Raw genomic sequence first — 23,027 nt, 5'->3', positions numbered from 1 at the left:
GGTATTCCGAAAGTCACCCGCGGGGGTTATATTAGTGTGCAATTAATGCATGCCGGGCGCTGACCCGGAACGGTGATCGCCTGCTGATCGCGCCACTTCCCTTCGGCGGTTACCGGAGAAATCGAGCGGCGCGGCGGACAGGTGAATGAATTCGACGGCACCCATTTATTCGGCTATGAACAAACTACTTGTACTGGCGGGGCTGCTCCTGGTCGCCCCGACCCTGCTTCCCGCCCAGTTGCGCCTTCTCGTTGCCGGCAACACCTACAACGCCACTCCCGCCTTTTACGAAGCCCTCGGGACGCGCATTGATGTTCCGGGCGACCCGGTTGCCGTCCTGTTGGCCGGCGATTACTTTCCGGTTTGCACAGAGGCCATGCTGGCTTACGGCGCCGGGGGGGAGTCCGACGCGGCGGCCTTTCCGACCCTGGCACCCCTGCTGCAGCTTATCCGGGATCACCCCCGGACCCAGTTCTACCTGCTGCCCGGCGACCGTGATTGGGACAAATCGGGACGAAACGGCCTGGCGTGCGTCCAGGCACTCGAATCCTATCTGGAGAATCAGAACCTGGATAACCTGCACTGGCCCCTCAACAAGGGCTGCCCCGGCCCCGAAACGGTAGAACTCTCGCCCACGGTGCGCTTGCTAATGCTCAATACCCAGTGGTGGAACCACCCGTTCGAAAAGCCCATACCGGCCGATGCGGAATGCGACTTTGCCGAGCCCACTATTGCCTTCGACGAGATAGTCAGCACCATTGATGAGCACCTGGACCAGAACATCATCTTCGCCGGTCATTACCCGCCGGTCTCCCAGGGTCGCTACGGTGGTAAATTTCCCCTGCGGGATCATTTCCTGCCCCCGGTGGCGGGTAGCTTTGCCCTCTCGTACCGGCAGAACGTGGGGACGCCGGAAGAACTGACCAACGTCCGTTTCGCGGAACTGGCCGATAAACTGAAAGACTACAACAGCCAGTTTGAGGGCCTGCTCTTTATCGGGGCGCAGGACCAGAGCCAGCAGTTGCTCAGGTTCGGCCGCAACTACATCGTCAACGCCGGGGCCGCCGGACCCGGGGCCTGGGTGGCCCGCCACAAACCCGCCCTGCATACGAGTCGCGCCCCCGGCTTCACCGAACTGCGCTTCGCCACCGACGGCAGTGTCGACTACCGCTACGTCACGGCTAATCCGGGCGAGTGGACCACCCGGCTGTACCGGTCGCCCTGCGAGGAGAGCGGCGGAGAGCTGCCCCGCAACCCCGCCTACCCGCCCTGTCCTACGGATACCGTGGCCTCCCCGGAAGTGGTGCCCCCCGCCACCCCTACCGTCCAACTTGCCGCCGGACCGCAGTACCGCCGTTCGGCCCTCGGGGAATGGTTCCTCGGCCGGCATTACCGCGACGTCTGGACCACGGAGGTCGAAGTGCCGGTGTTACGGCTCTCGGAAGTTTCCGGCGGTCTGCAACCGGTACGCGAAGGCGGCGGCCGGCAGACGACCTCCCTGGTGCTGCAGGCGCCGGGCGGCGAAAGCTATGCGTTCCGGTCGGTAGACAAGGACCCTTCCGGCACCTTCAGTTACGAACTGCGCAATACCCTGATCGGGGATGCGGTACGCGACCAAACCTCCTCGGGCCACCCCTACGGTGGAGTCATCGTAGCGCCCCTGCTTGAGGAAATTGACATCCTCCACGCCACGCCGACCCTGTACTCCCTCGCACCGGATCCCTTGCTGGGCGACTACAACGCCACCTTCGGCAACATGCTCGGTACCCTGGAGATCCGGCCCCAGGGGGACAGTCGCAAGCAATCGCGGGAAGGCACATTCGGCGCCGACGAGGTCCTGAAAAGCTTCGAACTCTTTCGCGGCCGTTTTGACGACCAGGAGGTAAGGATCGACGATGCGGAGTTCGTCCGCGCGCGTCTGTTCGACCTGCTGATCGGCGACTGGTCGAAGCACGAAGACAATTGGAAGTGGGCCCGGTACGAGGAAGGCGGCGTGGACCGGATCCGGCCCATTCCTCGCGATCGGGACAATGCCTTCTCCCGCCTCGACGGACTGTTCCCCTGGCTGGCTTCCCGGCGCTGGGCGGTACCGAACCTCGAAAACTTCGGCTACGGGCAGCCCGATATCCGCAGTCTCACCTTTCAGGCCCGGCACATGGATCGCCTGCTGCTCAGTGGGGTGTCGCGGGAAACTTACCGGGAACAGGCGGCGATGGTTCAATCGGCCCTCACCGATGAGGTCCTCGCCCGGGCCGTGGCGCAGGTGCCCGACCCGGTATCCGATGGGCCACAGTCCGAGAAGTACCGGCGGGAGCAAGCCATCCTGCTCGAAAAACTGAAGCGAAGACGCGACGATCTGCCGGCCTACGCGGATGCCTACTACGCGCTGCACGCCCGGATCGTGGACGTTGTAGGGACCAACGACGAGGAAGCCTTTCTGCTGGAGGCCCTGCCCGATGGGCGACTGACCGTTACGGTCATCGACCTGAAGGGGAAAAGCGAAGGACAGGTGCTGTACCAACGCACCTTCCTGCCGGGGGAAACGGAAGAAGTAAGGGTTTACGGCCTGGGCGACGACGACACCTTCGCCACCCGCGGTGAGGTGGGCGATGAAATACGGGTACGCCTCATCGGGGGCAAGGGCGACGATGCCTTCAACGCCGGCCACCCCAATGATTACCCGGAAAAAGTATTCGTCTACGACGACCAGGATGCCGCCGAGCCCGACGTCGCGGTTCCCGGCCTGAAGTTCGTGAAGAGCTGGCGCGACGAGCTCTACTACTACGACCGCACCGCCTTCAAATACAACACCCTGACCCCCCTGGCCAGTGCCGGCTTCAATACCTACAACGGCGCTCAACTCGGCGTAGGCCTGACCTACACCCGCCGCAGCTTCACCCGCCGCGACTTCAGCACCCGCTACCGTTTCTTTGCCCAGGCAAGCTCATTGGGTAACGCCGCCCTGGATGCGAGTGTGGAATTTGGTGAGGTACTGCGCTACGCCGATCTTGTACTGGCCTCGCGCCTCGGTCGGCCCGATCTGTACAACTTCTTCTACGGCCTGGGCAATACCTCCGTGCAGGATCCCAACCTCGACCGCAATGTGTACTACCTGGTCAGCCTGCAGCATTTTTCAGTGGAGGGCGCGCTGCGCCGTCGGTTCGCGGGCCGGAGTTTCGTGAGCCTGAGCACCGGCTACCAGAACAATAAAACGACCGACCGGGAGGGGACTATCCTGGATCGCCCGGACCGGCTCTACGGCGACGGCGACCTGGTGTTCGCCTACCTCGAACCCGAGATGGTGGTGGACCTGCGCGACCATCCGATCTTCCCCTCGAAGGGCGTAATGCTGGAAGCCGGCCACAAGCAGGCATACGGCAAGGACGAGGCCGCCAATTTCGGCGTGAGCCGGATCGCCGCCGAGATCCACTTCAGTACCCGCCGCTTCCCGATCTCGCTGAGCTTCCGCACGGGCTACGCCTCCAGCAGCGGTAAGGCACCTTTCTACGAATTGCCCTCCCTGGGGCGGCAGAACGGACTCAGGGGGTTCCAGCGCCACCGCTTCGTGGGCGACGGCTATTTCTTCTACAATACGGAATTCCGCACGCCCCTGGCCCTCATCCGCAGTCGTATCGCCCCCTTCGCCATCGGCATCCGGGCCTTTTACGACCGCGGCAAGATCCTGCAGGACGGGGAGGAGCCCAGCGATTACCATTCCGCCTACGGTGGCGGCTTCTACGTGATCCCGCTGTCGCGTTCCTTCACGGTAAGTATGCTGCTGGGATTTTCCGAGGAGGAGACGGGTCTGGTACAGCTCGGGGTAGGGACCAATTTCTAGGTCACTCCTTCACCTTCAGCACCAGCTTTCCCTGCTTGTCGCCGGTGAATAGCCGGGTGAAGGTGGCGTGGAAGTTTTCGATGCCCTCGTAGATGTCCTCGCGGCTCTTGAGCTTCCCGGCCTGCATCCAGCCTCCCATTTCGCGGGCGGCGGTAGCGTAATTTTCGGCGTAGTCCATTACCACCATGCCCTGCATGGTAGCGCGATTGACGAGCAGTGACAGGTAATTGGAGGGGCCCTTGACGTTGTCTCGGTTGTTGTACTGGGAGATGGCTCCGCAGATGACCACGCGGGCGTGGCGGCGCAATCGGGCGAGTGCGGCGTCGAGTATCTCTCCGCCTACGTTGTCGAAGTAGACGTCGATCCCGTCCGGGCAGTGGCTTTTCAGGGCCGCGGACACCGATTCGTTCTTGTAGTCGATGGCCGCGTCGAAGCCCAGTTCGTCGGTCAGGTAGCGGCACTTCTCGGGTCCGCCGGCAATGCCCACCACGCGGCACCCCTTGATCTTCGCTATCTGGCCGACCACGGAGCCGACTGCGCCGGCGGCTCCGCTGACCACCACCACTTCCCCTTCCTTGATCTTGCCTACCTCGAGAATGCCGAAGTAAGCGGTCATGCCCGGCATGCCCAGGGTGCCGATATAAGTGGGCATGGGGGCCAGGGAAGTATCTACGGGGTAGTATCCCTCGCCGTTCGTAATGGTATACTGCTGAACGCCGCCCCAGCCGCTGAGCACGTCGCCTTCCTTGAACTGCGGATGGTTTTTGGCCCGGATCACTTTCCCGACGGTGCCGGCGCGCATCACTTCCCCGATGCCTACCGGGGGAATGTAGGAGCGGGAGTCGTTCATCCAGCCGCGCATGGCCGGGTCGAGGGAGATGTAGTGCTGCTCGATGAGGACCTCGCCGTCTTTCAGTTCGGGCACCTCACTTTCGGTGAGGGTCCAGGTGTCGGGGCCGGGCATGCCGGTGGGGCGTTTGGCGAGTATCTGCTGCTTGTTGATCATGTATGGGTCGTTTTCGGTTGGTCGTAAGGTACGCAGGCGCGGCCGCAGGTGCCGGGGGGCGGACCCAGGACATCCAGGTACGGTGGGAGGCACGTTTCCACCGGTAGGTACGCGCAGTATATTAGGCGCCACAAGTCGCCCTGCATGCACGATACGCCGCCCCCCCTGCCGCCGCGGGTCCTTTCCATCGATGTCCTGCGGGGCTTTGATATGCTGATGATCATTTTTGCGGATCGCTTTTTCTGGAGCCTCTACGAGGGGGTGAATACGCCGTTGACCGGGGCAGTGGCGCGGCAGTTCGATCACCCCGAGTGGTTCGGGTCTACCTTCTACGACATCATCATGCCCCTGTTCCTTTTCGTGGTGGGGGCGGTTATCCCGTTTTCGCTTTCCGCGCGGACCCAGGAACGACTGCGCCGGGGAGAGATCTATGCGAAACTGCTCCGCCGCTTCGTGATACTGTTCGTCCTGGGCTGGATCGTACAGGGCAACCTGCTGGCCTGGGACCTGGAACGCTTTCACGTCTTCAGCAATACCCTGCAGGCCATTGCGGTGGGCTACCTAGTCTCCTGTATCGCCTGGCTGCACTTGAGCCGGCGGGGCCGCTACGCCTTGTTCGCGGGTTTGCTGGTGGGCTATGCCTTGCTGCTTACCCTGCCGCACGTCCCCGGGGTGGGGCAGAGTGAACTGCTTCTCGATCGCAACTTCGCCCTTTACGTCGACCGGCTCGTTCTCGGTCGCTTCGACGACGGCCTGCAGTACACCTGGTTGCTGAGCGGGCTGGGCTTCGCGGCCACCACGCTTTCGGGACTCTTTGCCGGCGAGCTCATCAAGTCGGACCTTCCACGCAACAAGGTGGCCCTCTACCTCGCCGCGGGCGGGGCGGCCGCGCTGGCGGTCGGACTGATCTGGGGCATCTGGCACCCCATCGTCAAGAAAATCTGGACGAGCACCTTCGTCCTGGCCTCTTCCGGGGTGTGTGCCCTGCTCCTGGCCCTGTTCTATTACGTAATCGACGTCAAAGGACGAACCGGCTGGACCTTTCCCCTCAAGGTGATCGGCATGAACGCCATCGTGGCCTACGTGATCTCCCACGTCATCAGCTTTCCGGGCATCGCCGATGAATTGCTTTACGGGCTGGAGCCGTACCTGGGCGGCTACTATCCGGCGCTCACCGTACTGGGAGGTTTCGGGTTGCTCTACCTGATACTCTGGTACATGTACCGCAACGGCACCTTCGTGAAGGTTTGAAGTAGCGGGCAATTGTAAAAAAGAATCAAACCGGCTCAGGCCGTGATCAATGGAAAAACGAGTAATCATCATCACGGGAGCCGGGCAGGGTATTGGTCGCGCCACCGCCGTCTACCTGGCCGGCCGTCAGTACCGCGTGGCGCTCTTCGAGCGGGACGCAGAGGCAGGCCGTGCGGCCCTGGCGGAGGCGGAGCGTCAGGGAGAGGCCCGCTTTATGGAGACGGATGTCTCGTCGGAATCGTCGGTACGCGACGCGATCCGGGAAGTGATTGATGCCTGGGGCCGGATCGACGGGCTGGTCAACAACGCCGGCCATTTCGTGCACCAGCCACTCGAGGAGCTATCCCTGGGGGACTGGAACCGGATCATCGGGACCAACCTGACGGGTGCCTTTCTCTGCGCCAAGTACGCCGCCCCCCACTTGCGGTCCGGCAGGGGTGCGATCGTAAATATGTCCTCCACGCGCCGCCTGATGTCGGAGCCCCATACCGAAGCTTACGCCGCTTCCAAGGGGGGCATCTTTGCCCTCACCCACGCGCTGGCCGTGAGCCTCGGCCCGGAGGTGCGGGTGAACAGCATCAGTCCGGGCTGGATAGACGTAACGCCCTGGCAGAAGGACGGCGAACCCACCGAGCTTTCACAAGCCGACCACGACCAGCATCCCGTGGGGCGGGTAGGGGTGCCGCTCGACGTGGCTACCATGGTAGAGTATCTGCTCTCGGAAAAAAGCGGATTCGTGACCGGGCAGGACTTCGTGATCGACGGGGGAATGACCCGCAAGATGATCTATGGATGATCCAGCGATCGACTGAACGGTTGCCGCCAGCCAAATCCGTAAGGTTTATCCTGCTTTGCCCGGCACCCGCGTCCGCGCCCCTTTCATTTCGGCCACGTTTTAGCCTCAAGCGACCAAGGTGCCAAGAGCAGGCCACCTTGGGAAGGGCAAGTGAGAGGCTTCTCAACGCTTACCCATCACCGCACCGGCAATATCGTCCCTCGGCATCGATGGCCGCCTTGGCCATGTCCAGGGCCTTGTAAATCGCGGTCAGGGCATCGGCGGCGGACAGTGCCGCGATACCAACCCCGATGGGCCCCAGAAAGGCAGCACCGAGCGACTTGGTGCTTTGGGCCGCCGCCGCCTTTGCGAGGGATTTGGCTAATTCCTTGATGATGATGCCGCCGGCACCTTTGACGATGCCTACACCGGCCAGGGGCAGCACTTCGGACAGCCCGGCCAGCAGTTTCCGCTGTACGCAGCGGGCGCAGTCCTGGGCAGCAATTACGGGGTCGGATTCGCACGCTTCCTCGGTGGGAGCGCATCCGGCGTAGTCCTCGACGTCTTCACCGTTGATCGGGTTGGTGAGCAGTTGGTAAGCGGAATATCCCGGGATCAGGTCGGTCCATTCCATGGGGAAGTGATTTGTAGGGAATAAATGGGTGAGCCTCTATAATATAAGGGGGTCAAACCGCACATTCGGTGGACGTTTGGGACACTTTGCCGGCGACCGCAGGGAAAAACCGATATTGGACGTCCAATTTCTACCTCGATATGCAAGTTTTCGACCGCACCCGGCACTGGGACCAGATCTACCGGACCAAGAAGCTGGAGGACGTGAGTTGGTACCAACCCGACCCCGTGACCTCCCTGGCGTTCGTTGAGGAATTAAAAATCGGTCCGGAGGCCCGTGTCATCGACATTGGGGGCGGCGACAGCCTGCTGGTCGATCGCTTGCTGGACCGCGGGTACCGCAACCTCTCCGTACTCGATATTTCCGCCGCGGCGATTAACCGCGCCAAGGAACGGTTGGGAGAGCGGGCCGCGGCCGTGGAATGGATCGTGGCGGACGCCGCGGACTTCCACCCCACGGAGCGCTACGACTTCTGGCACGACCGCGCCGCTTTCCATTTTCTGACCGATGAGGAGGAGATCGAACGGTATTTAGCTACGGCCCGGGAGAGCCTGGTGCCGGGTGGGGCGCTGGTCATCGGAACCTTTTCGGAGCAGGGGCCCGATAAGTGCAGTGGCATCCGGGTTAAGCAGTATTCCCAGGACTCCATGACGCGCCGGCTGTCGGCCAGTTTCGAAAAGATCAAGTGCATTCAGGTGGATCACCGGACGCCCGCGGCTACGCTGCAGAACTTCGTATTTTGTAGTTTCCGCAAATCCTGAGTTATGCACCGCAGAACGTTCATCACCGGATTGGGCCTGCTGGGCGCCGGCACCTTACTGTCCCGTACTTCCCACCCGCCACGGCCGAACCCGCGCTTTAAAATGGGCCTGCAGCTCTTTTCTGTCAATGAGGACATGACCCGCGACGCCGCGGATACGCTGCGTCGGGTGGGAGAGATGGGCTACCAGGACTTCGAGATCTACGGGTTTGATGCAGACAAAGGCACCTTCTACGGCCACCCGGCGCCCGAGTTCCGGCAGATGCTGGACGACCTGGGCCTGACCGCCTCCAGCGGCCACTTCGGATTTTCTTCCTTGCTGGACGCCGGGGAAGATGCGATGCTGCGGTTCGTCGACCAGTGCATTGAAGGGGCGCACACCCTGGGCCTCCGCTACCTCACCTGGCCCTGGATGGCCCCCGAACAACGTACCGCAGCGACCTTCCGCGCCCTGCCCGACCTGCTGAATACGATCGGCGAACGCACCAAAGCAGCCGGTCTCGGCTTTGCCTACCACAACCACGGCTTCGAATTCGAGGAATACGACGGCAAGACCAGCTACGAACGCATCCTGCAGGAAACGGATCCCGCGCTCGTGAAGCTGCAGATGGATATGTACTGGGTGATGCACGCCGGCCGGACCACCCCCCAGGCGCTGGTGGCTGACCAGCCGGGGCGCTTCGTGATGTGGCACATCAAGGACATGCACAAGGAGAGCCGCGACTACACCGAACTGGGCAACGGGTCGATCGACTACGCTGCGGCGCTGCCGGATCCCGTTCGCTCCGGACTGGAGTTCTACTACCTCGAGCAGGGTGGAAATTTTACGCACAGTGCCCTGCGGAGCGCGGCGGATAGTGCCGACTATTTCCGGAAGCATTTGCTAGCCCATTTCTCGTAAGCGAAGCATATCCCCGCTCACCGGGCAGTTGTGCACGGTCTGAGCCTCAGTATTACCGATAAATAAATCTTCGAAACACGGGCTCAATTCGCGGCATTCGGGTTATTTCCGCTATTTTATTTCGGATTTCGGTGGTTAGACATCTTGTCTGCCATCGCTCTCCTGCCGGCTGTTCGGGCGGGATGTAACCCGTAAAAGGACTATCGTCATGCTGAAAGAAGACCAAACCCAGGCAGCACCCCGTGATGAAACGGCGGGGGAGGTACAACGGCTGCTGCAGATGTACCAGGGCTCGGAAATCCGGGTAGCCCACCTCCTCTGCGACCGCCACGCGGATGCAGCCAACGGCCTGGCCCTGATCTACGAGGATGCCTCGGGCGGGGGCACCAGTTGTACCTACGCCGAGATCCGTGACCTGTCGGTAAAATTCGCCGCCGTACTGCGCCAGTTGGGGGTGACCCGCGGCAGTCGGGTAGCCACGCTGCTGCCGCCCATCCCCGAGTTGCTCATCACTACGTTGGCGATCTGGCGACTGGGAGCCATACACGTGCCCCTGTCGGCCAACCTCGACGCCGAGGGCGTGCAGCAACGCCTGGAACACTCCGGTGCCGGGGTGGTGGTGACCGACGCCGACCGCCGATCCAGATTAAGGACCCGGGCCGAAGCACAGGGTTCCGATAACTCCCCCGGAGTAGTGACCATCACGGGGCGGCGGCAAGCGGATGAAGCCTTGGCCGACGAATCCGATACCCCGTTCTGGCCCAGTCTGCACTCAGCGAAGGAGGATGTAAATTCGGCTACCCTCAGCGGTGACGATCCCTTTGTCCTGCTCTATCCCCCCGGGCGGGTTGAGGCCTTCAATGGGGTTGAAGTACCGGTGCGAAAGCTGGCTTCGATCGAGGCCTATATGCGTTTCGGTCTTGGCTTGGAGGAGGCCGACCGTTTCTGGAACATTGCCGATCCCGGCGGGGCCTACGGGCTGTTCTACGCCCTCATCGGGCCGCTGCTGCTGGATCAGACTACCTTGTTCTACAACGCCCCCTTCAATGTGCAATCCAGCTACCGCATATTGATGAAGCACGGCATCACCAACCTGGTGGCCTATCCGAGCGTCTACCGCAGAATGCGCGCCGAGGGCCTGCCCGAGGGCTTCCGCAAGCAGATCCACCTGCGGGCGGCCTCATCCGTGGGCGATGCCCTGTCGTCGGAGGTGATCGAATGGGCGCAGGACCATCTGGGGGTGCGGATACACGAACACTACGGCTGGCCGGAGGTCGGCATGATCCTGGCCAATCACCAGTTTCCCGCCCTGCAACGCCCCTCGCGTGCCGGCTCCATCGGACACGCCGCGCCAGGTTTCCGGATCACCATCCTGGATGATGACGGCCGGGAAGCCCCGCCCGGACAGACGGGCCGCCTCGCGGTGGATACGGGGTCGCCCTTTTTCTTCCTACGGGAGCACCACCTGGGCGATGACCCGGCCGACCGCCGCTTTACGCAGGACGGCCACTACTACCTCACCGGGGATACGGCCAGCCAGGACGCCGACGGCTACTTTTTTCTCTCCGAAGGTTCTGGTGACACTACGAGCCGGGCTCATGGACACGCGCAGTCGGTGCATTAGTAGCGAGGCTGAACCACCTTGCCCGGCCCCTTGTCGGAATCACAGGACCCGCGACCGCGCCCCGGTTGCTTTATTGCGGCGGAGCGCAGGTGCAGAGTAATGCCATAGCACCCCGGGCTGTCCGGCACCCAGCGCCGCGTCGGGAACATGGGTGGCCGCCCTACGCAGGATTTCCGTAAGTTGGTAGGGGTCAAATCCCCCCGCACGCCTATGAGACGCAACGACTTTCTGAAATGCACCGCGGTGACCGTTGCCGGTGGAATAATCCTGCCCCTGGCCTCCTGCTCTACCCGGCCCCCCTCCGCGCTGGTCGAAAGCCCCGGGGTCCGGCAAAATTGGGCGGGTAACTACACCTACCGGGCCGACAACCTCTACGAACCCACGACCGTGGAGGAAGTCCAGGACCTGGTCCACCGGCTGGACCGGCAGAAGGCGCTCGGTTCGCGACACTGTTTCAACAGTATTGCCGACAGTCCCGAAAACCAAATCTCGACCCAAAAGCTCAACAACATGCTCGGGCTGGATGAGGCGCGGCAGACGGTTGACGTACAGGCCGGGGCGCGTTATGGCGACTTTGCCGAGGAGCTGCACGCTCGCGGCTACGCCCTGCACAACCTCGCCTCCCTGCCCCACATCACCGTGGCCGGGGCCTGCGCCACCGGCACCCACGGTTCGGGCGTTACCAATGGCAACCTGGCTACTTCGGTGGTCTCACTCAACCTGGTCAAGGCCGACGGTGAGTTGGTTACGATCGACCGGAAGCACCCGGACTTCCCGGCGGTAGTGGTAGGACTGGGAGCCTTCGGAGTAGTGACCCGGTTGACGCTGGCCGTACAACCGGCCTTTGAGGTGCGGCAGGATGTGTTCACGGACCTGCCCCTGGCGGCGGTTACTGATCACTTTCAGGCCATCATGTCGGCGGGGTACAGCGTGAGCCTGTTCACCGACTGGATGGACGGAAAGGTCAGTGAGGTCTGGATCAAGCGGCGCATGGACGCGGCGCCGGACGACCTGGGCGACGACTTCTACGGGGCCAGGGCGGCCACCGAGAACCTGCACCCCATCGCGGGCCTCTCCAACGAAGCGGTGAGCGACCAGTTGGGCCGCCCCGGTCCGTGGTACGATCGCTTGCCCCACTTCCGGATGGGCTTCACGCCGAGTGCGGGCAAGGAACTGCAGTCGGAATACTTCGTGCCCCGGGACCGGGCGGTGGAGGCTTTACTGGCCATAGAGGCCCTGCGCGACCAGATCCACCCCCACCTGATGATCTCGGAGATCCGCACCATTGCCGCGGATGAATTTTGGGCGAGCCCCTGCTATCAGCAGGATTCGGTGGCCATCCACTTTACCTGGAAGCCGGATGGACCGGAGGTCATGGCCCTGCTGCCCCGGATCGAGGCGACCCTGGAACCCTTCGGAGTACGGCCGCACTGGGGCAAGCTGTTCACCCTGGAGGCTGCCACGCTTCGCCAACGGTACCCCCGGCTGGCGGATTTCGCGGCGCTGGCCGACCGGTACGACCCGGCGGGGAAGTTTCGGAACGACTTTCTCAAACAACGGGTATTCGGTTGAGGGTGTCCGCAGGTTGAACATTGGGGGTTGGGAAGCCATTGGATCAGGACAACCCCAGCAAAATGAAGAATGTACTGATCGTCGGCGCCCACGGACAAGTGGGCCAACTCCTCACCGACAAACTGAATGAGGCCCCGGACTTCACGCCCGTAGCCCTCATCCGCAAGGAAGAGCAGCGCGAACTCTTCGCCGAGAAGGGAGTGGAGGCCCGCGTGGCCAGTCTGGAAGACAGCGTAGCCTCTCTGTCGGCCAACATGCAGGGCATTGACGCCGTGGTCTTTTCCGCCGGTTCGGGGGGGAGCACCGGTTCAGACAAAACGTTGACCATCGATCTCGACGGGGCGGTCAAATGCATGGAAGCCGCGCAGCGGGCCGGGATCAGACGCTTTGTCATGTTGAGTGCCTTGCACACCGACGACCGCAACCGCTGGACCGACGCGGAGGGGATGAAGCCCTACTACGTGGCCAAGCACTACGCCGACCGGGTGCTGAAGGGCACGGGCCTGGACTACACCATTGTGCGGCCGGGCGCACTGAAGAACGAGGAAGGTACCGGCCGCATCAACACCGAAAATCCCGACGAGACGAAGAGCGTCCCGCGCGACGACGTGGCGCAGGTCATCCTGGAGGTGTTGCAGCAGGACAGCACGATCGGCCAGATCATCACCTTCAACCGGGGGGATACCCCGATCGAGGAGGCGCTGACGGAGTGACAGACGTCGGACGTGGTCCGGCTGGGAGTTTGCTGGACGTCGGACGTGATGATCCAATTTGGGCCCGCGTTTTATCATACTTAAGAAAAATCGGGTACCACTACGAGAATTAAACCCGATTTAGGATTTAGACTGGGTCAAGAAGACCTAGAATAGGTCAAAAACGTCCGATGTGTATATGGTGACATTTTGGCAGACGTCCGACGTGTCACACCCACTACTACAGGTTCAGCCAGTACGTAACCTTGAGATTAATGGACCGGTAACGGGGCGAAAAGGTATCCGTGTAGTAATTATCGTTGTAGACCAGATAAAGGTCGGATAGGGGAGCGAAGCGCCACTGCAAACGGGAGTTGATGCCGAGGTTGTTGCGCTGGTTGCTGTATTGCAGCAGGGTGAGCCAGAAAAGTGATTTGGAGAAGGTCACGTCAAAACGCGGAGTCAGCAACCACAGATTGGCGTCGGGCTGGGGTTCCGGCAGGCGGATTCCGTCGTAGTTGAGGGCCAGGCTCAGCTGTGCCCAGGGTTGGATGCGCATTCCGATCAGTCCGCCCGCGGAATAACGCTGCCCATTAAAAAACTCACCCACCCCGGCGTTCGCGGCAAAGGTGACCAGGCTGCCCTGATTGGATTCAAACTCCGCGGTGACCTGATTAAAGTAATATCCCTGCTGGCCCGGTATCGGAACTCCCCCGGGCGTGCGGGTCGGATCAAAGGGGGCCGTAAGGAAAATGTAGTTGTGGAACGCCTGTACTTCAAAGGTCGACTGATCCCGCAGGTTGGCCGCCCACGAGAACCGCAGGGTGTAATCGGTCAACTTCAGATCAAGGCTGGGTCTGCGCCAGGTCAGGGCCAGTACTTCAAAGCTGTGGCTGGCCAGCGGTCCTTTCCGGGGATAGAAGTTGCGGCCGACGAAGTTGCCGGTCTTGAGAATGTCCTTCCGGGGAATGAAGCCGAGATCGGAGCGGAAGTCCTCGTTGACGTAGACCAGGTCGGCGGCAAAGCGCCATTTCCGGGTATCGCGGATGAGGAAGGCTTGCGAGGAAAAGTTCCCGTCGCTGTCGCCGGGCTGGAAGGATTTGTGCAGGTAGAACTTGCCGGTCCAGACGTTGTCGTCCGATGCCAGGTTATAATCGATGCCTACCACCCGGTTGTATTGGTCCTCTTTGCTTAGGAATGCGTGGTCACCGAAGGCTTGCCGGTTGACGATAAAGGCTCCCAGGTTAGAGCGGCTGAACACCCGTCGCTGGACGGCCAGCATGGAGTTGTTATTTGAGGCAATTTCGTTGCGGGGATCGGCCTGTCCCTGAATATTTAGGAAACCTAGACGCCAGTCTTGATTAAGTTTGCCGCTCAGGCGTGCCCCACCGAGAATGCCGTTCTCGATCAGGTTGCCGGCGGTATCGCGCGCCAGACCGATGCGGCGCGAAAAAAAGGGGACCGCGTCGCGTTCGCTCCCGAAACTGGCGAAGAGGTCGCTATTGTCGATGAAGAATTGCCGCTTTTCGGGCAGGAGCACCTCGAAGCGCGTCAGGTTGGTGAAGATGTCGTCCACCTCCACGTTTGAGAAATCGGGATTGACGGTCAGGTCCAGGTTCATCCCGTTGCCAATGGCCACCTTGGCATCACCACCGAAGGAGAAATTGTTGTCCGAATCGTCGGTAGTGAAGTCCTTGCCGGCTTGGGTATTCACGTAGGGAATCAGGGCCAGGGGAGTGCGCGACCGGGCCAGGGGGCGCTCGAAGACGAGTTCACCCATGAAAGCCAGGCTGGACATCCGCTGGTTTTGCGGCACTCTTACCCAGGTGGTCTGCTCATTGGTCAAAATGTTCCAACGGTAGGGTCGAAACCCCCACCGGTCGCCCGCATCGGGAAACTTCAGGGAAGTGAAGGGGATGGCCATCTCGATTGTGTAGTGATCGTCGTGCATCTCACTCTCTGCCAGCCACTTTATGTCCCAGGTGTTGTCAAAGCCTTCCCCACCTTCGGACACAAGTCCTTCCCGCTGCACGCCGTAGGGCGTCACCCCGAACATGAAAGCATTGATGCCGTCGCGGAAGGTGTCGAAGAACATGCTGACGTTATCGTTGCGTGTACCACGGAAGTCGCGCCGCAGACTGGTCACTACGTAACCCTGGCCGTTCGTCTCAGCGCGGATGCCGACGTAGAGCATGGTTTCCGAGTAAAGGATGCGGACTTCGGTCCCGTATTCAGCCTCTGCCGAATCGGTGGGGAAGTATTGCAAAAAGTCATCGATGGGTTCCGCCGTTGCCCAGGCCGCTTCGTCGAGCCGGCCATCCAGGGTTATCTCGGCCTCCGTGAACCGTGCAGTTACCGACTTCAGCGAGTCCTGCGCTAATACTGATTCTTGACCACCCACCACACCGGCGATGGCAGCGAGAAGTGCCAATAAAAAACGATGGCGCGCGGGGGAGGTCCTGAAAATTTGCATGAACAGTAGTAATACGGAGTGGCAAGGTCGGCCTATCGCGAGCAGAAAGCAATCGATTGTCAAATTTCTGTTTTAAGAAAAATAAATGTACGGACATTAATTCAAGTTAACAATCACGTCCGACGTTGATGGGGTGACCTTTTGTCAGACGTCGGATGTAGTCCGGCGTATTCAGGAGCCTGTTGGCAGGTTAAACGCTAAATAATTGCAGCTGGAAACCACAAATCGTTGCAATTAGGGTAGCGACATTTTGGCAGACGTCCGACGTCTGTCAATCCGTCACACCTGACACGTCCGACGTCTGCCACGTCCGGCCCACCGGTAGGGCTTCTACTATTCAGCTTGGCACCCGCGGAACCGCCCAATGATGTATCGATGGTAATGAACTGGAGCAGAAACTCATCCTGCGGCGGCGCGCGGGATCTGTATAAAACCTGAATGGCCGTACTCGTGGGTAGCCGCCCCGGCAAGACTCTGCCGGGCTAAAATATTCTGACTTTCTGTTTTCGAAGCCGTAATTTAGGAAGACAGGCAACTGCAGACTAGCCTGCTCCGCCGACGGACCTTGTGATGGCGTGGCGCATGAGTAGACTGTCGTTCAGTACCGTGCCCTTGTACCCTGGTGACGCCCCAATAGTGGCATGCTGGGTACCTTTTTCAATAAATATCGATCGACTGCACCCTTGCCGTAGGCCAAGGGGTAATCTGGCAATTGCTTGCCGCTAACCATGTAGTATGAAACGTAGGGATATGCTTTTGTCTTCGTTGGCAGTCCTTTCGGTGATGGGGTGTGCTGCCGAATCGGATGACGATGAGAACCGGTTGGATAATGGGTTTCAGGTCAGGAAAGGGGAGCCCCGACCGGGCAAACAGTACCATATGAAAGCCGTGACGAGGAATCGTATGGACGTAAAGATTTCCGGAGACGACACCCGGGGTTCCCTGGCGGTTTTCGAGCAACAGGGCCAGTCGCCCGGGATTGGACCGCCGTTGCACATTCACCCGCATCAGGATGAGTGGATGCATATTCTGGAAGGATCTTACCTGTTTCAGGTAGGTCAGGCAGAATATCAAGCCGGGGAGGGCGATACGATCTATATGCCCCGCGGTGTACAGCACGCCTTTGTGCAGCTTTCCGACCAATCAAGAATGCTGGTCTCCTACGCCCCGGCGGGCAAGATGGAGGCGTTTTTCAAGGCAACCAGTGAGGCCTCCGAGACACTCAATCCGGATCAGATGGCCCGGTTATTCAAGGATCACGACATGGAGATTGTGGGAGGGTTGCTGAGCGCGCGCGGGTAGACGTCGGGCGTAGTGGTGCCGTCAATTTGGCAGACGTCGGACGTGTTTCCCCAGGTTCTCCCCATGTTTTGTCAATTATCTATGCTTTAGACGGCAAATTGCATTGGGAATGGTCGGAAACCTTAGGGTGTCATTTTGACAGACGTCCGACGTCTGTCAATCTGTCACAACTGACACGTCCGACGTCGGCCACCTAAATCCCCTACCTTATATCCCTCACTCCGCTAACCTCCATGTGGCACCTCACCTCCCGTCGGGAACGACGTCTGTGGCTGTAGACCCTGGCTGCCGTTGCCGCTATCTTTTCCACCTTGGGTCTGGCCGGGGTGCTATCCGATGCCGTACGCGGAACGCCGCTAAATGTGTTTCTCTTCTTGACGGGCTGCTTCCTGGTATCGGCTACGGTCGTAACGCAGGGGCTCAAGACGTGGCCCGGGCCAGCTGATGCCGCCCTCGTCATTGGGGTAGCCACTGCCTATTTCATGATTCTGGTCAGAATGACCTCCCCCGTCGAGCGTAGCCACCTGATCGAGTACGGGGTAGTGGCAGTGTTTATCCTAGAAGCGCTCAGGGAAAGAATACGGCAGGGTCACCGGGTAGCCGCTCCCGCTCTGTTAGCTATCCTTTTCACCACCCTGATCGGCGTGGTCGACGAAAGTCTGCAACTGTTTATCCCCGACCGGGTATTCGACCCCGTCGATATGCTTTTCAACGCCGGTGCCGCTGCGCTGGCGGTGGGTATGAGTTTGCTGCTAAACCGGTGGCACAGGCGGCGCTCCGGTGATGGTGCCGGTAATTTTGAGGCATGAGCCTGGGAATAGGCAGCGACCGGCCCAGCATGAAGGCAACCTTCGCTGGCAGCTAAGGGGAACCTTACTCAAATTTATCCAATTCGCTACCTTGTACAATCCAAGTCCCCCAAACCCAAAGTCACCGTACGTATGAAAATTGCCTTTCTCCTGCTTTTCAGCTCCTTCATTGTCCTGCCCCTTTCCGCGCAATTCAGCGGACCGGAAACGAAGGTGCTACAGGAAATTGACCGCAACGCTGATGACTACTTCCAGGTAGCCAAGAAGATCTGGGACTTCGCCGAAGTAGGGTACCAGGAAACCCAAAGCTCCGCACTGCTGCAGGAAATGCTCGCAGCGGAAGGTTTTACCGTCGAGGCCGGTGTTGCCGAGATTCCCACGGCCTTCGTGGCCAGCTTCGGCAATGGAAAGCCGGTCATCGGTATCCTGGGTGAATTCGACGCCCTGCCGGGAATCACCCAAACGAGCAGCCCGGTCCGGGAAGAACGCACCGACGTACATGCCGGTCACGCCTGCGGCCACCACCTATTTGGGGCAGGCTCCGCGGCCGCCGCCATTGCCGTCAAGCATTGGATGGAGGACAACCAGGTATCCGGCACGGTCCGTTTCTACGGTACCCCCGCTGAGGAAGGCGGCGCCGGCAAGGTTTACATGGTGCGGGAAGGACTATTCGACGACGTGGACGCCGTCATTCACTGGCACCCGGCCGACAAGAATTCCGCCCACGCGGCCTCCTCCCTGGCGAATAAATCCGCCAAGTTCCGCTTCTACGGCGTCTCCGCCCACGCCGCTTCCGCCCCCCAGAACGGGCGGTCGGCCCTCGACGGCGTGGAAGCCATGAACTACATGGTCAACATGATGCGTGAACACATGACCATGGAATCGCGCACCCACTACGTCATCACCCGCGGCGGAAACGCACCGAACGTGATCCCTGACTTCGCCGAAGTATTCTACTACGTCCGTCACCCCGATATGGAGATCGCCGCGCAGAACTTTGACCGGGTGGTGAAGTGCGCCGAGGGCGCCGCCCTGGGCACCGGTACGACCATGGACTATGAGGTCATCCACGGCGCCTACAACCTGCTACCCAATGTCGCCCTGGCCGAGATCATGCACGAGAACCTCAGCCGGGTGGGGGGCGTGGAGTACAACGCTGAGGAGAAAGCGTTCGCCGAGACCATAGTTGAGTCCCTCCCCGATCCGGGTAAGGTAGACCTGGCCTCCGCCGGTGAGGTGGAGCCCTTTGAGGTGATCCGGAAGGGCACGGGTGGGTCTACGGACGTAGGCGACGTCAGCTGGGTAGTGCCGACCGTCGGACTGCGTACGGCCACCTACGTGCCCGGTACCTCCGCCCACAGCTGGCAGGCCATAGCTGCCGGCGGTACCTCCATCGGACAAAAGGGAATGATCGTGGCCGCCAAAACAATGTCCCTGACCGCCATGGAACTCTTCCAGAACCCGGAACTCCTCCAGAAGGCCCGGCAGGAACTGACCGAACAGCGTGGCAAAAACTTCGAATACCAGGCCCTCCTCGGTGACCGCGAACCGCCGCTGGATTACCGCGACTGATCCGGCGACACATCGGAAGTTCTATATTGGCGGAATGTACTACTCCCTGCGTGTTGCCGTCTCGTCTGTCCTTTTACTACTCGCTTCTCCCCTATTGCGCGCGCAGGAAGGACCGGAGTGCATGTTGCTCCAACCCCAACGCGTTTTCGACGGCAGCGAGATGCTGGTCGAACATGACGTACTGGTGGTAGGTGATACCATCTCCGCGGTCGGGCGTCGGGGCACGCTGTCCACGCCTGCCAACTGCTCCGTGCGGGAATATCCAGCGTCTACCGTGCTGCCGGGACTCATCGAAGGCCACGCCCACCTCCTCCTGCACCCCTACGACGAAACGCCGTGGAACGACCAGGTCCTGCGCGAATCCTACGCCGAACGGGCCATCCGCGGCGCCCTCCACGCCGGGCGAACCCTGCAGGCCGGCTTTACCACCGTGCGCGACCTGGGATCGGAAGGAGCGGGGTATACCGACGTAGGGCTCAAACAAGCCATCGAAAAGGGCGTGGTGCCGGGGCCACGACTCCTGGTGGCCGGCAAAGCCATCGTAGCCACCGGAAGTTACGGACCGAAGGGATTTACGGAGCAGGTCACGGTGCCCCTGGGCGCGGAGCAGGCCGACGGCATCGACGAACTCACGCGCGTGGTCCGCGACCAGATCGGACAAGGAGCCGACCTCATCAAGGTGTACGCCGATTACCGTTGGGGCCCCGACGGCACGGCGCAGCCCACCTTCACCCAGACTGAACTGGAGCTCATCGTAGAAGTGGCCAGTAGCAGCGGTCGCCCAGTTGTCGCCCACGCGGCCACCGCGGAGGGTATGCGGCGAGCCACCCTGGGCGGCGTAGCCACCATCGAACACGGCGACGACGGTACCCCGGAGGTGTTCGCGCTGATGGCCGAACGTGGGGTCGCCCTCTGCCCGACCCTGGCCGCCGGCGATGCCATCTCGCAATACCGGGGATGGAAAAAGGGCGTGGACCCGGAACCCGCCCGCATCACCGCCAAGCGCGCCTCCTTTGCCCAAGCACTTGCAGCCGGCGTGACCATCGTGGCCGGGGGCGACGTAGGGGTATTCACCCACGGGGATAACGTACGGGAGCTGGAGATGATGGTCGATTACGGCATGCCCACCATGGATGTACTGCGAGCCGCGACTTCGGGCAATGCGGATGTATTCGGCCTGGCCGATCGGGTCGGCCGGCTGCGGCCCGGGTTGCTGGCCGACCTGATTATTGTTACGGGGAATCCAGAAGCAGACATTTCTGCCCTGCGCCGCGTAGAGTTGGTATTACTTGGCGGCGAACAAGTCTTCACTGAGGGCCAACAGGATTAAACCCGCCTCGCGACTACTTTCACCTTACCACCGCCAGGTAGCCCCCACACCAATGTCGATACCGGGCGCGGCAATACCACTGGCGAAGGGTTGGTAGAAACGGTCGAGGGCATTTTCCACCTTCAGCTGCAGGGCCAGCCGTTCGCTGGTCCGGTAGTTGGCATAGCTGTTGAGCGTCCACCAGCCGGGAGTGCCCTCCCCGAAGGGTGTGAGCTCGGGATTATCCGCACTGCCAACCAACTCGAACGTGTATCCGTCCTCCGCCGATCCCTCGATGCCGTTGACGGCATAGTCGTCAAATTGCTTTCGGACCTGGAAATTCACCCGTAGTTCGGCGTCCCATCGGCCGGAGAGGTAACGCAGCCCGGTACGTCCGTAGGCCGGGGGGATGTGATCCTGGGGCAGTGTCAGGTAAGCTCCATCGGGTGCCAATTGCCGGCGACGGCCGCGGAGCCAGTGGACGTCGGAATGAAGTTCCCAACGCCGGCTAAGCCTCCACGCGAAAGCCGCATCGAAGCCGTAGATCCAGGCCTTCTCGGCGTTCACGTTGGTGTCGACAAAGAGGGTATCGCCCCGGCTGACGAAGTACGGAAGCCCGTTCGGCAGGGTGCCGGTACTCCGGATGACGGCGTCGCTCAAAAGGGTGCCGTAAGCCGTAAATTCAAGGCGCAGCGGACCTTCCGTACGGGCGTAGCCCGCTTCGAGGGTATTCGACCGCTCGGGTCCGAGGGCCGGATTAGGTACTTGTACCCGTCCGCTCTGCTCGCGGAACTTGGCGAAATCGTCCACGTTCGGGGCCCGGAATCCCTGGGCAAACAACACGCGCAGTTGGTTTCCGGAGCGGCGGTACTGCAGGCCGAGGGCACCGGTGAGGGCATCGGAGGGGTTCACGATGCCGTTGAGGTAGTCGACGGGCCAGGCGATCGGGTCGCCGGCTCCGAAGGTGGCGCGAAGTTGCTGGTAGCCGTAGCGCATCCCCCCCCGGAGTTGCCAGAAAGAATCCAGGTCGTGGCTGAGATCGACGTAGGCACCGCCGCCCAGCAGACTGCTGCCGCCGCTGGGGTAGCGGGTAGCTTCGGCGGTCGGGGTGGCGGTGGAGGTTACCCGGTCGTAGCGGGCATCCAGGCCGTAGCGCAGGTTTGTGTGCCCGCTCAGGCTCTTAGCATAATCAACCTGCAGAGTAGTGGCTCCCACGTCTTCCAGGTTTTGGGTGGTTACGGGGTCGCCGAGACGGCGCTGGATGCGGTCCTCCTCTACGTACTGGTGGGCTACCAGGTAGGTGGCTACATCGTAGAGGCCGGTGGCCCGCCGGTCGTCGAGCCGCAGGCTACCCAGGGCGCGGGTCTGGGGACCGTAGTCCCACCGGGCCCACCGTAGCCGGCCATTGCGCCGCTCGGCCAGGGCGTCGTATCGGGGCACGTCGCCGGTGGTGGAGAACTGCAGGTTGGAGGTGAGCTCCAGCTGGTCCCGCAGGCGGAATCGGAATTTCTGCAACACATTGTACTGCTCGTAGCCGCTGCCTACCTGCCGGTTGGGGTTGTCGTTGGTGACCACTTCGTCGCCGACCACGTATTCGTTGCGCAGGCCGAAGTCGCTGTAGTTGGCGGGCCGGTTGCCGCCGGCGCGCAGGTCGCCAAAGCGGGTAAACGATACGTTGGTTACGCCCGCCCAGTGCTGGCCGCCGTATTCGATCCCGCCGGACAGGTTGGCGGCGTAGGCCGCACTGCTCAGATTAGCCGTGGCGTAGCCCGTAGTTCCCCCGTCGGCCCGGAAGCGCGGCTGGCGGGTCCGGAAGTGGACCACCCCCCCCAGGGCGTCGCTGCCGTAGGCGAGGGCTCCGGCACCGTAGATGACCTCGATGCGTTCCAGGGCGTTGGGGTCTACGGTAATGGCGTTCTGCAAATGGCCACTGCGGTAGATGGCGTTGTTCATGCGCACGCCGTCGACGACCAGCAGCACCCGGTTGGCCTCAAATCCGCGGAGTACGGGGCTGCCGGCCCCGAGTTGAGATTTCTGGACGTACACCCCGCTCAGGGAAGAGAGGGCATCGACGGTGGTCAGGCTCTGCACGCGGCGGCGCTCCTCGTCGCTGATGGTCTGGATCTGGTACGGCAGGTCGGCGGCGGTTTCATCGCGACGGCCCACCACGGTGGCGGTGTTCAGGGAGATGCCCTGAGGATTAACCGGCAACGCCAGCGTTACCTCAGCACCCTGCACCCGCGTTCCCGCCAAAAGAGTGGTTTGAAAGCCTAGAAAGCTGACTTCCAGGGTGTCGCCGGCATCAATGGTAACCGCCAGCTCCCCCTGGCGGTCGGTCAGCCCAAGAAACTGCTCGGGCAGACGCACCACGCTGGCTCCCACCAGGGGATCGCCCCCTTCATCGGTGACGCGCAGGGTGGTTTGGGCGGTCAGGGAGAAGGAAAACAGCAGAGCAACCAACAGGCTGGGGACGATGGAGGGCAAACGCATGTCGCGAAGGTACCCCGCC

Annotated in this window: 16 protein-coding genes; 12 read left to right on the top strand and 4 right to left on the bottom strand. The window is 61.5% G+C overall.

Annotation, left to right across the window (positions count from 1 at the left end; genetic code table 11):
* The first annotated feature begins 175 nt into the window (after nucleotides 1-175).
* Nucleotides 176-3,838 carry a BamA/TamA family outer membrane protein gene (locus E4021_RS16030; protein ID WP_168797653.1) on the top strand — a complete coding sequence of 1,221 codons (3,663 nt, stop codon included), beginning with the start codon at nucleotides 176-178 and terminating at the stop codon, nucleotides 3,836-3,838.
* 1 nt (nucleotide 3,839) lies between these two features.
* On the opposite strand, the gene E4021_RS16025 is transcribed toward E4021_RS16030, so the two are convergent.
* Nucleotides 3,840-4,844, bottom strand: coding sequence for an NADP-dependent oxidoreductase (locus E4021_RS16025; RefSeq protein ID WP_136460393.1), 1,005 nt, complete (start codon nucleotides 4,842-4,844; stop codon nucleotides 3,840-3,842).
* Between the two features lie 144 nt (nucleotides 4,845-4,988).
* On the opposite strand from E4021_RS16025, the gene E4021_RS16020 reads away from it, so the two are divergent.
* Both E4021_RS16020 and E4021_RS16015 read left to right on the top strand, forming a co-directional pair.
* Nucleotides 4,989-6,095 carry an acyltransferase family protein gene (locus E4021_RS16020; protein ID WP_136460392.1) on the top strand — a complete coding sequence of 369 codons (1,107 nt, stop codon included), beginning with the start codon at nucleotides 4,989-4,991 and terminating at the stop codon, nucleotides 6,093-6,095.
* Nucleotides 6,096-6,144: 49 nt separating this feature from the next.
* Entirely contained in the window at nucleotides 6,145-6,891 is a 747-nt protein-coding gene (locus tag E4021_RS16015) for an SDR family oxidoreductase (RefSeq protein WP_136460391.1), read from the top strand.
* Nucleotides 6,892-7,060: 169 nt separating this feature from the next.
* On the opposite strand, the gene E4021_RS16010 is transcribed toward E4021_RS16015, so the two are convergent.
* Entirely contained in the window at nucleotides 7,061-7,504 is a 444-nt protein-coding gene (locus E4021_RS16010) for a hypothetical protein (RefSeq protein WP_136460390.1), read from the bottom strand.
* Nucleotides 7,505-7,644: 140 nt separating this feature from the next.
* Between E4021_RS16010 and E4021_RS16005 the strand changes: the two genes are divergently transcribed.
* From E4021_RS16005 to E4021_RS15985, 5 genes are all read left to right on the top strand, one after another.
* Nucleotides 7,645-8,265 carry a class I SAM-dependent methyltransferase gene (locus E4021_RS16005; RefSeq protein ID WP_136460389.1) on the top strand — a complete coding sequence of 207 codons (621 nt, stop codon included), beginning with the start codon at nucleotides 7,645-7,647 and terminating at the stop codon, nucleotides 8,263-8,265.
* 3 nt (nucleotides 8,266-8,268) lie between these two features.
* On the top strand, nucleotides 8,269-9,165 hold the full coding sequence (locus tag E4021_RS16000; RefSeq protein ID WP_136460388.1) for a sugar phosphate isomerase/epimerase family protein: 897 nt from the start codon (nucleotides 8,269-8,271) through the stop codon (nucleotides 9,163-9,165).
* A 208-nt stretch (nucleotides 9,166-9,373) separates the two neighbouring features.
* Nucleotides 9,374-10,789 (top strand): AMP-binding protein, encoded by a 1,416-nt coding sequence (locus E4021_RS15995; protein WP_136460387.1) that lies wholly within the window; start codon nucleotides 9,374-9,376, stop codon nucleotides 10,787-10,789.
* Nucleotides 10,790-10,999: 210 nt separating this feature from the next.
* Nucleotides 11,000-12,361, top strand: coding sequence for a D-arabinono-1,4-lactone oxidase (locus E4021_RS15990; RefSeq protein ID WP_136460386.1), 1,362 nt, complete (start codon nucleotides 11,000-11,002; stop codon nucleotides 12,359-12,361).
* A gap of 62 nt (nucleotides 12,362-12,423) precedes the next feature.
* Nucleotides 12,424-13,074, top strand: a complete 651-nt coding sequence (locus tag E4021_RS15985; RefSeq protein WP_136460385.1) for an SDR family oxidoreductase — start codon at nucleotides 12,424-12,426, stop codon at nucleotides 13,072-13,074.
* A 220-nt stretch (nucleotides 13,075-13,294) separates the two neighbouring features.
* Here the strand turns inward: E4021_RS15985 and E4021_RS15980 are convergent, their stop codons facing one another.
* A complete protein-coding gene (locus E4021_RS15980; protein ID WP_211097047.1) occupies nucleotides 13,295-15,484 on the bottom strand; it encodes a DUF5916 domain-containing protein in 2,190 nt (729 codons plus the stop codon).
* Between the two features lie 777 nt (nucleotides 15,485-16,261).
* On the opposite strand from E4021_RS15980, the gene E4021_RS15975 reads away from it, so the two are divergent.
* The 4 genes from E4021_RS15975 to E4021_RS15960 all read left to right on the top strand — a co-directional run bounded on the left by E4021_RS15975 (nucleotide 16,262) and on the right by E4021_RS15960 (nucleotide 20,539).
* On the top strand, nucleotides 16,262-16,828 hold the full coding sequence (locus tag E4021_RS15975) for a cupin domain-containing protein (RefSeq protein ID WP_211097046.1): 567 nt from the start codon (nucleotides 16,262-16,264) through the stop codon (nucleotides 16,826-16,828).
* A gap of 362 nt (nucleotides 16,829-17,190) precedes the next feature.
* Nucleotides 17,191-17,637 (top strand): VanZ family protein, encoded by a 447-nt coding sequence (locus E4021_RS15970; RefSeq protein WP_136460383.1) that lies wholly within the window; start codon nucleotides 17,191-17,193, stop codon nucleotides 17,635-17,637.
* A gap of 132 nt (nucleotides 17,638-17,769) precedes the next feature.
* Nucleotides 17,770-19,209, top strand: coding sequence for an amidohydrolase (locus E4021_RS15965; protein ID WP_136460382.1), 1,440 nt, complete (start codon nucleotides 17,770-17,772; stop codon nucleotides 19,207-19,209).
* Nucleotides 19,210-19,243: 34 nt separating this feature from the next.
* Nucleotides 19,244-20,539 (top strand): metal-dependent hydrolase family protein, encoded by a 1,296-nt coding sequence (locus E4021_RS15960; protein ID WP_136460381.1) that lies wholly within the window; start codon nucleotides 19,244-19,246, stop codon nucleotides 20,537-20,539.
* 24 nt (nucleotides 20,540-20,563) lie between these two features.
* Here the strand turns inward: E4021_RS15960 and E4021_RS15955 are convergent, their stop codons facing one another.
* Nucleotides 20,564-23,008, bottom strand: a complete 2,445-nt coding sequence (locus E4021_RS15955; protein ID WP_136460380.1) for a TonB-dependent receptor — start codon at nucleotides 23,006-23,008, stop codon at nucleotides 20,564-20,566.
* Nucleotides 23,009-23,027 lie beyond the last annotated feature (19 nt).

Source organism: Neolewinella litorea (assembly GCF_004803465.1).
GTDB lineage: Bacteria > Bacteroidota > Bacteroidia > Chitinophagales > Saprospiraceae > Neolewinella > Neolewinella litorea.
The sequence above is the reverse complement of the archived record's forward strand: the minus strand, read 5'-3'. Positions and strand labels throughout refer to the sequence as shown.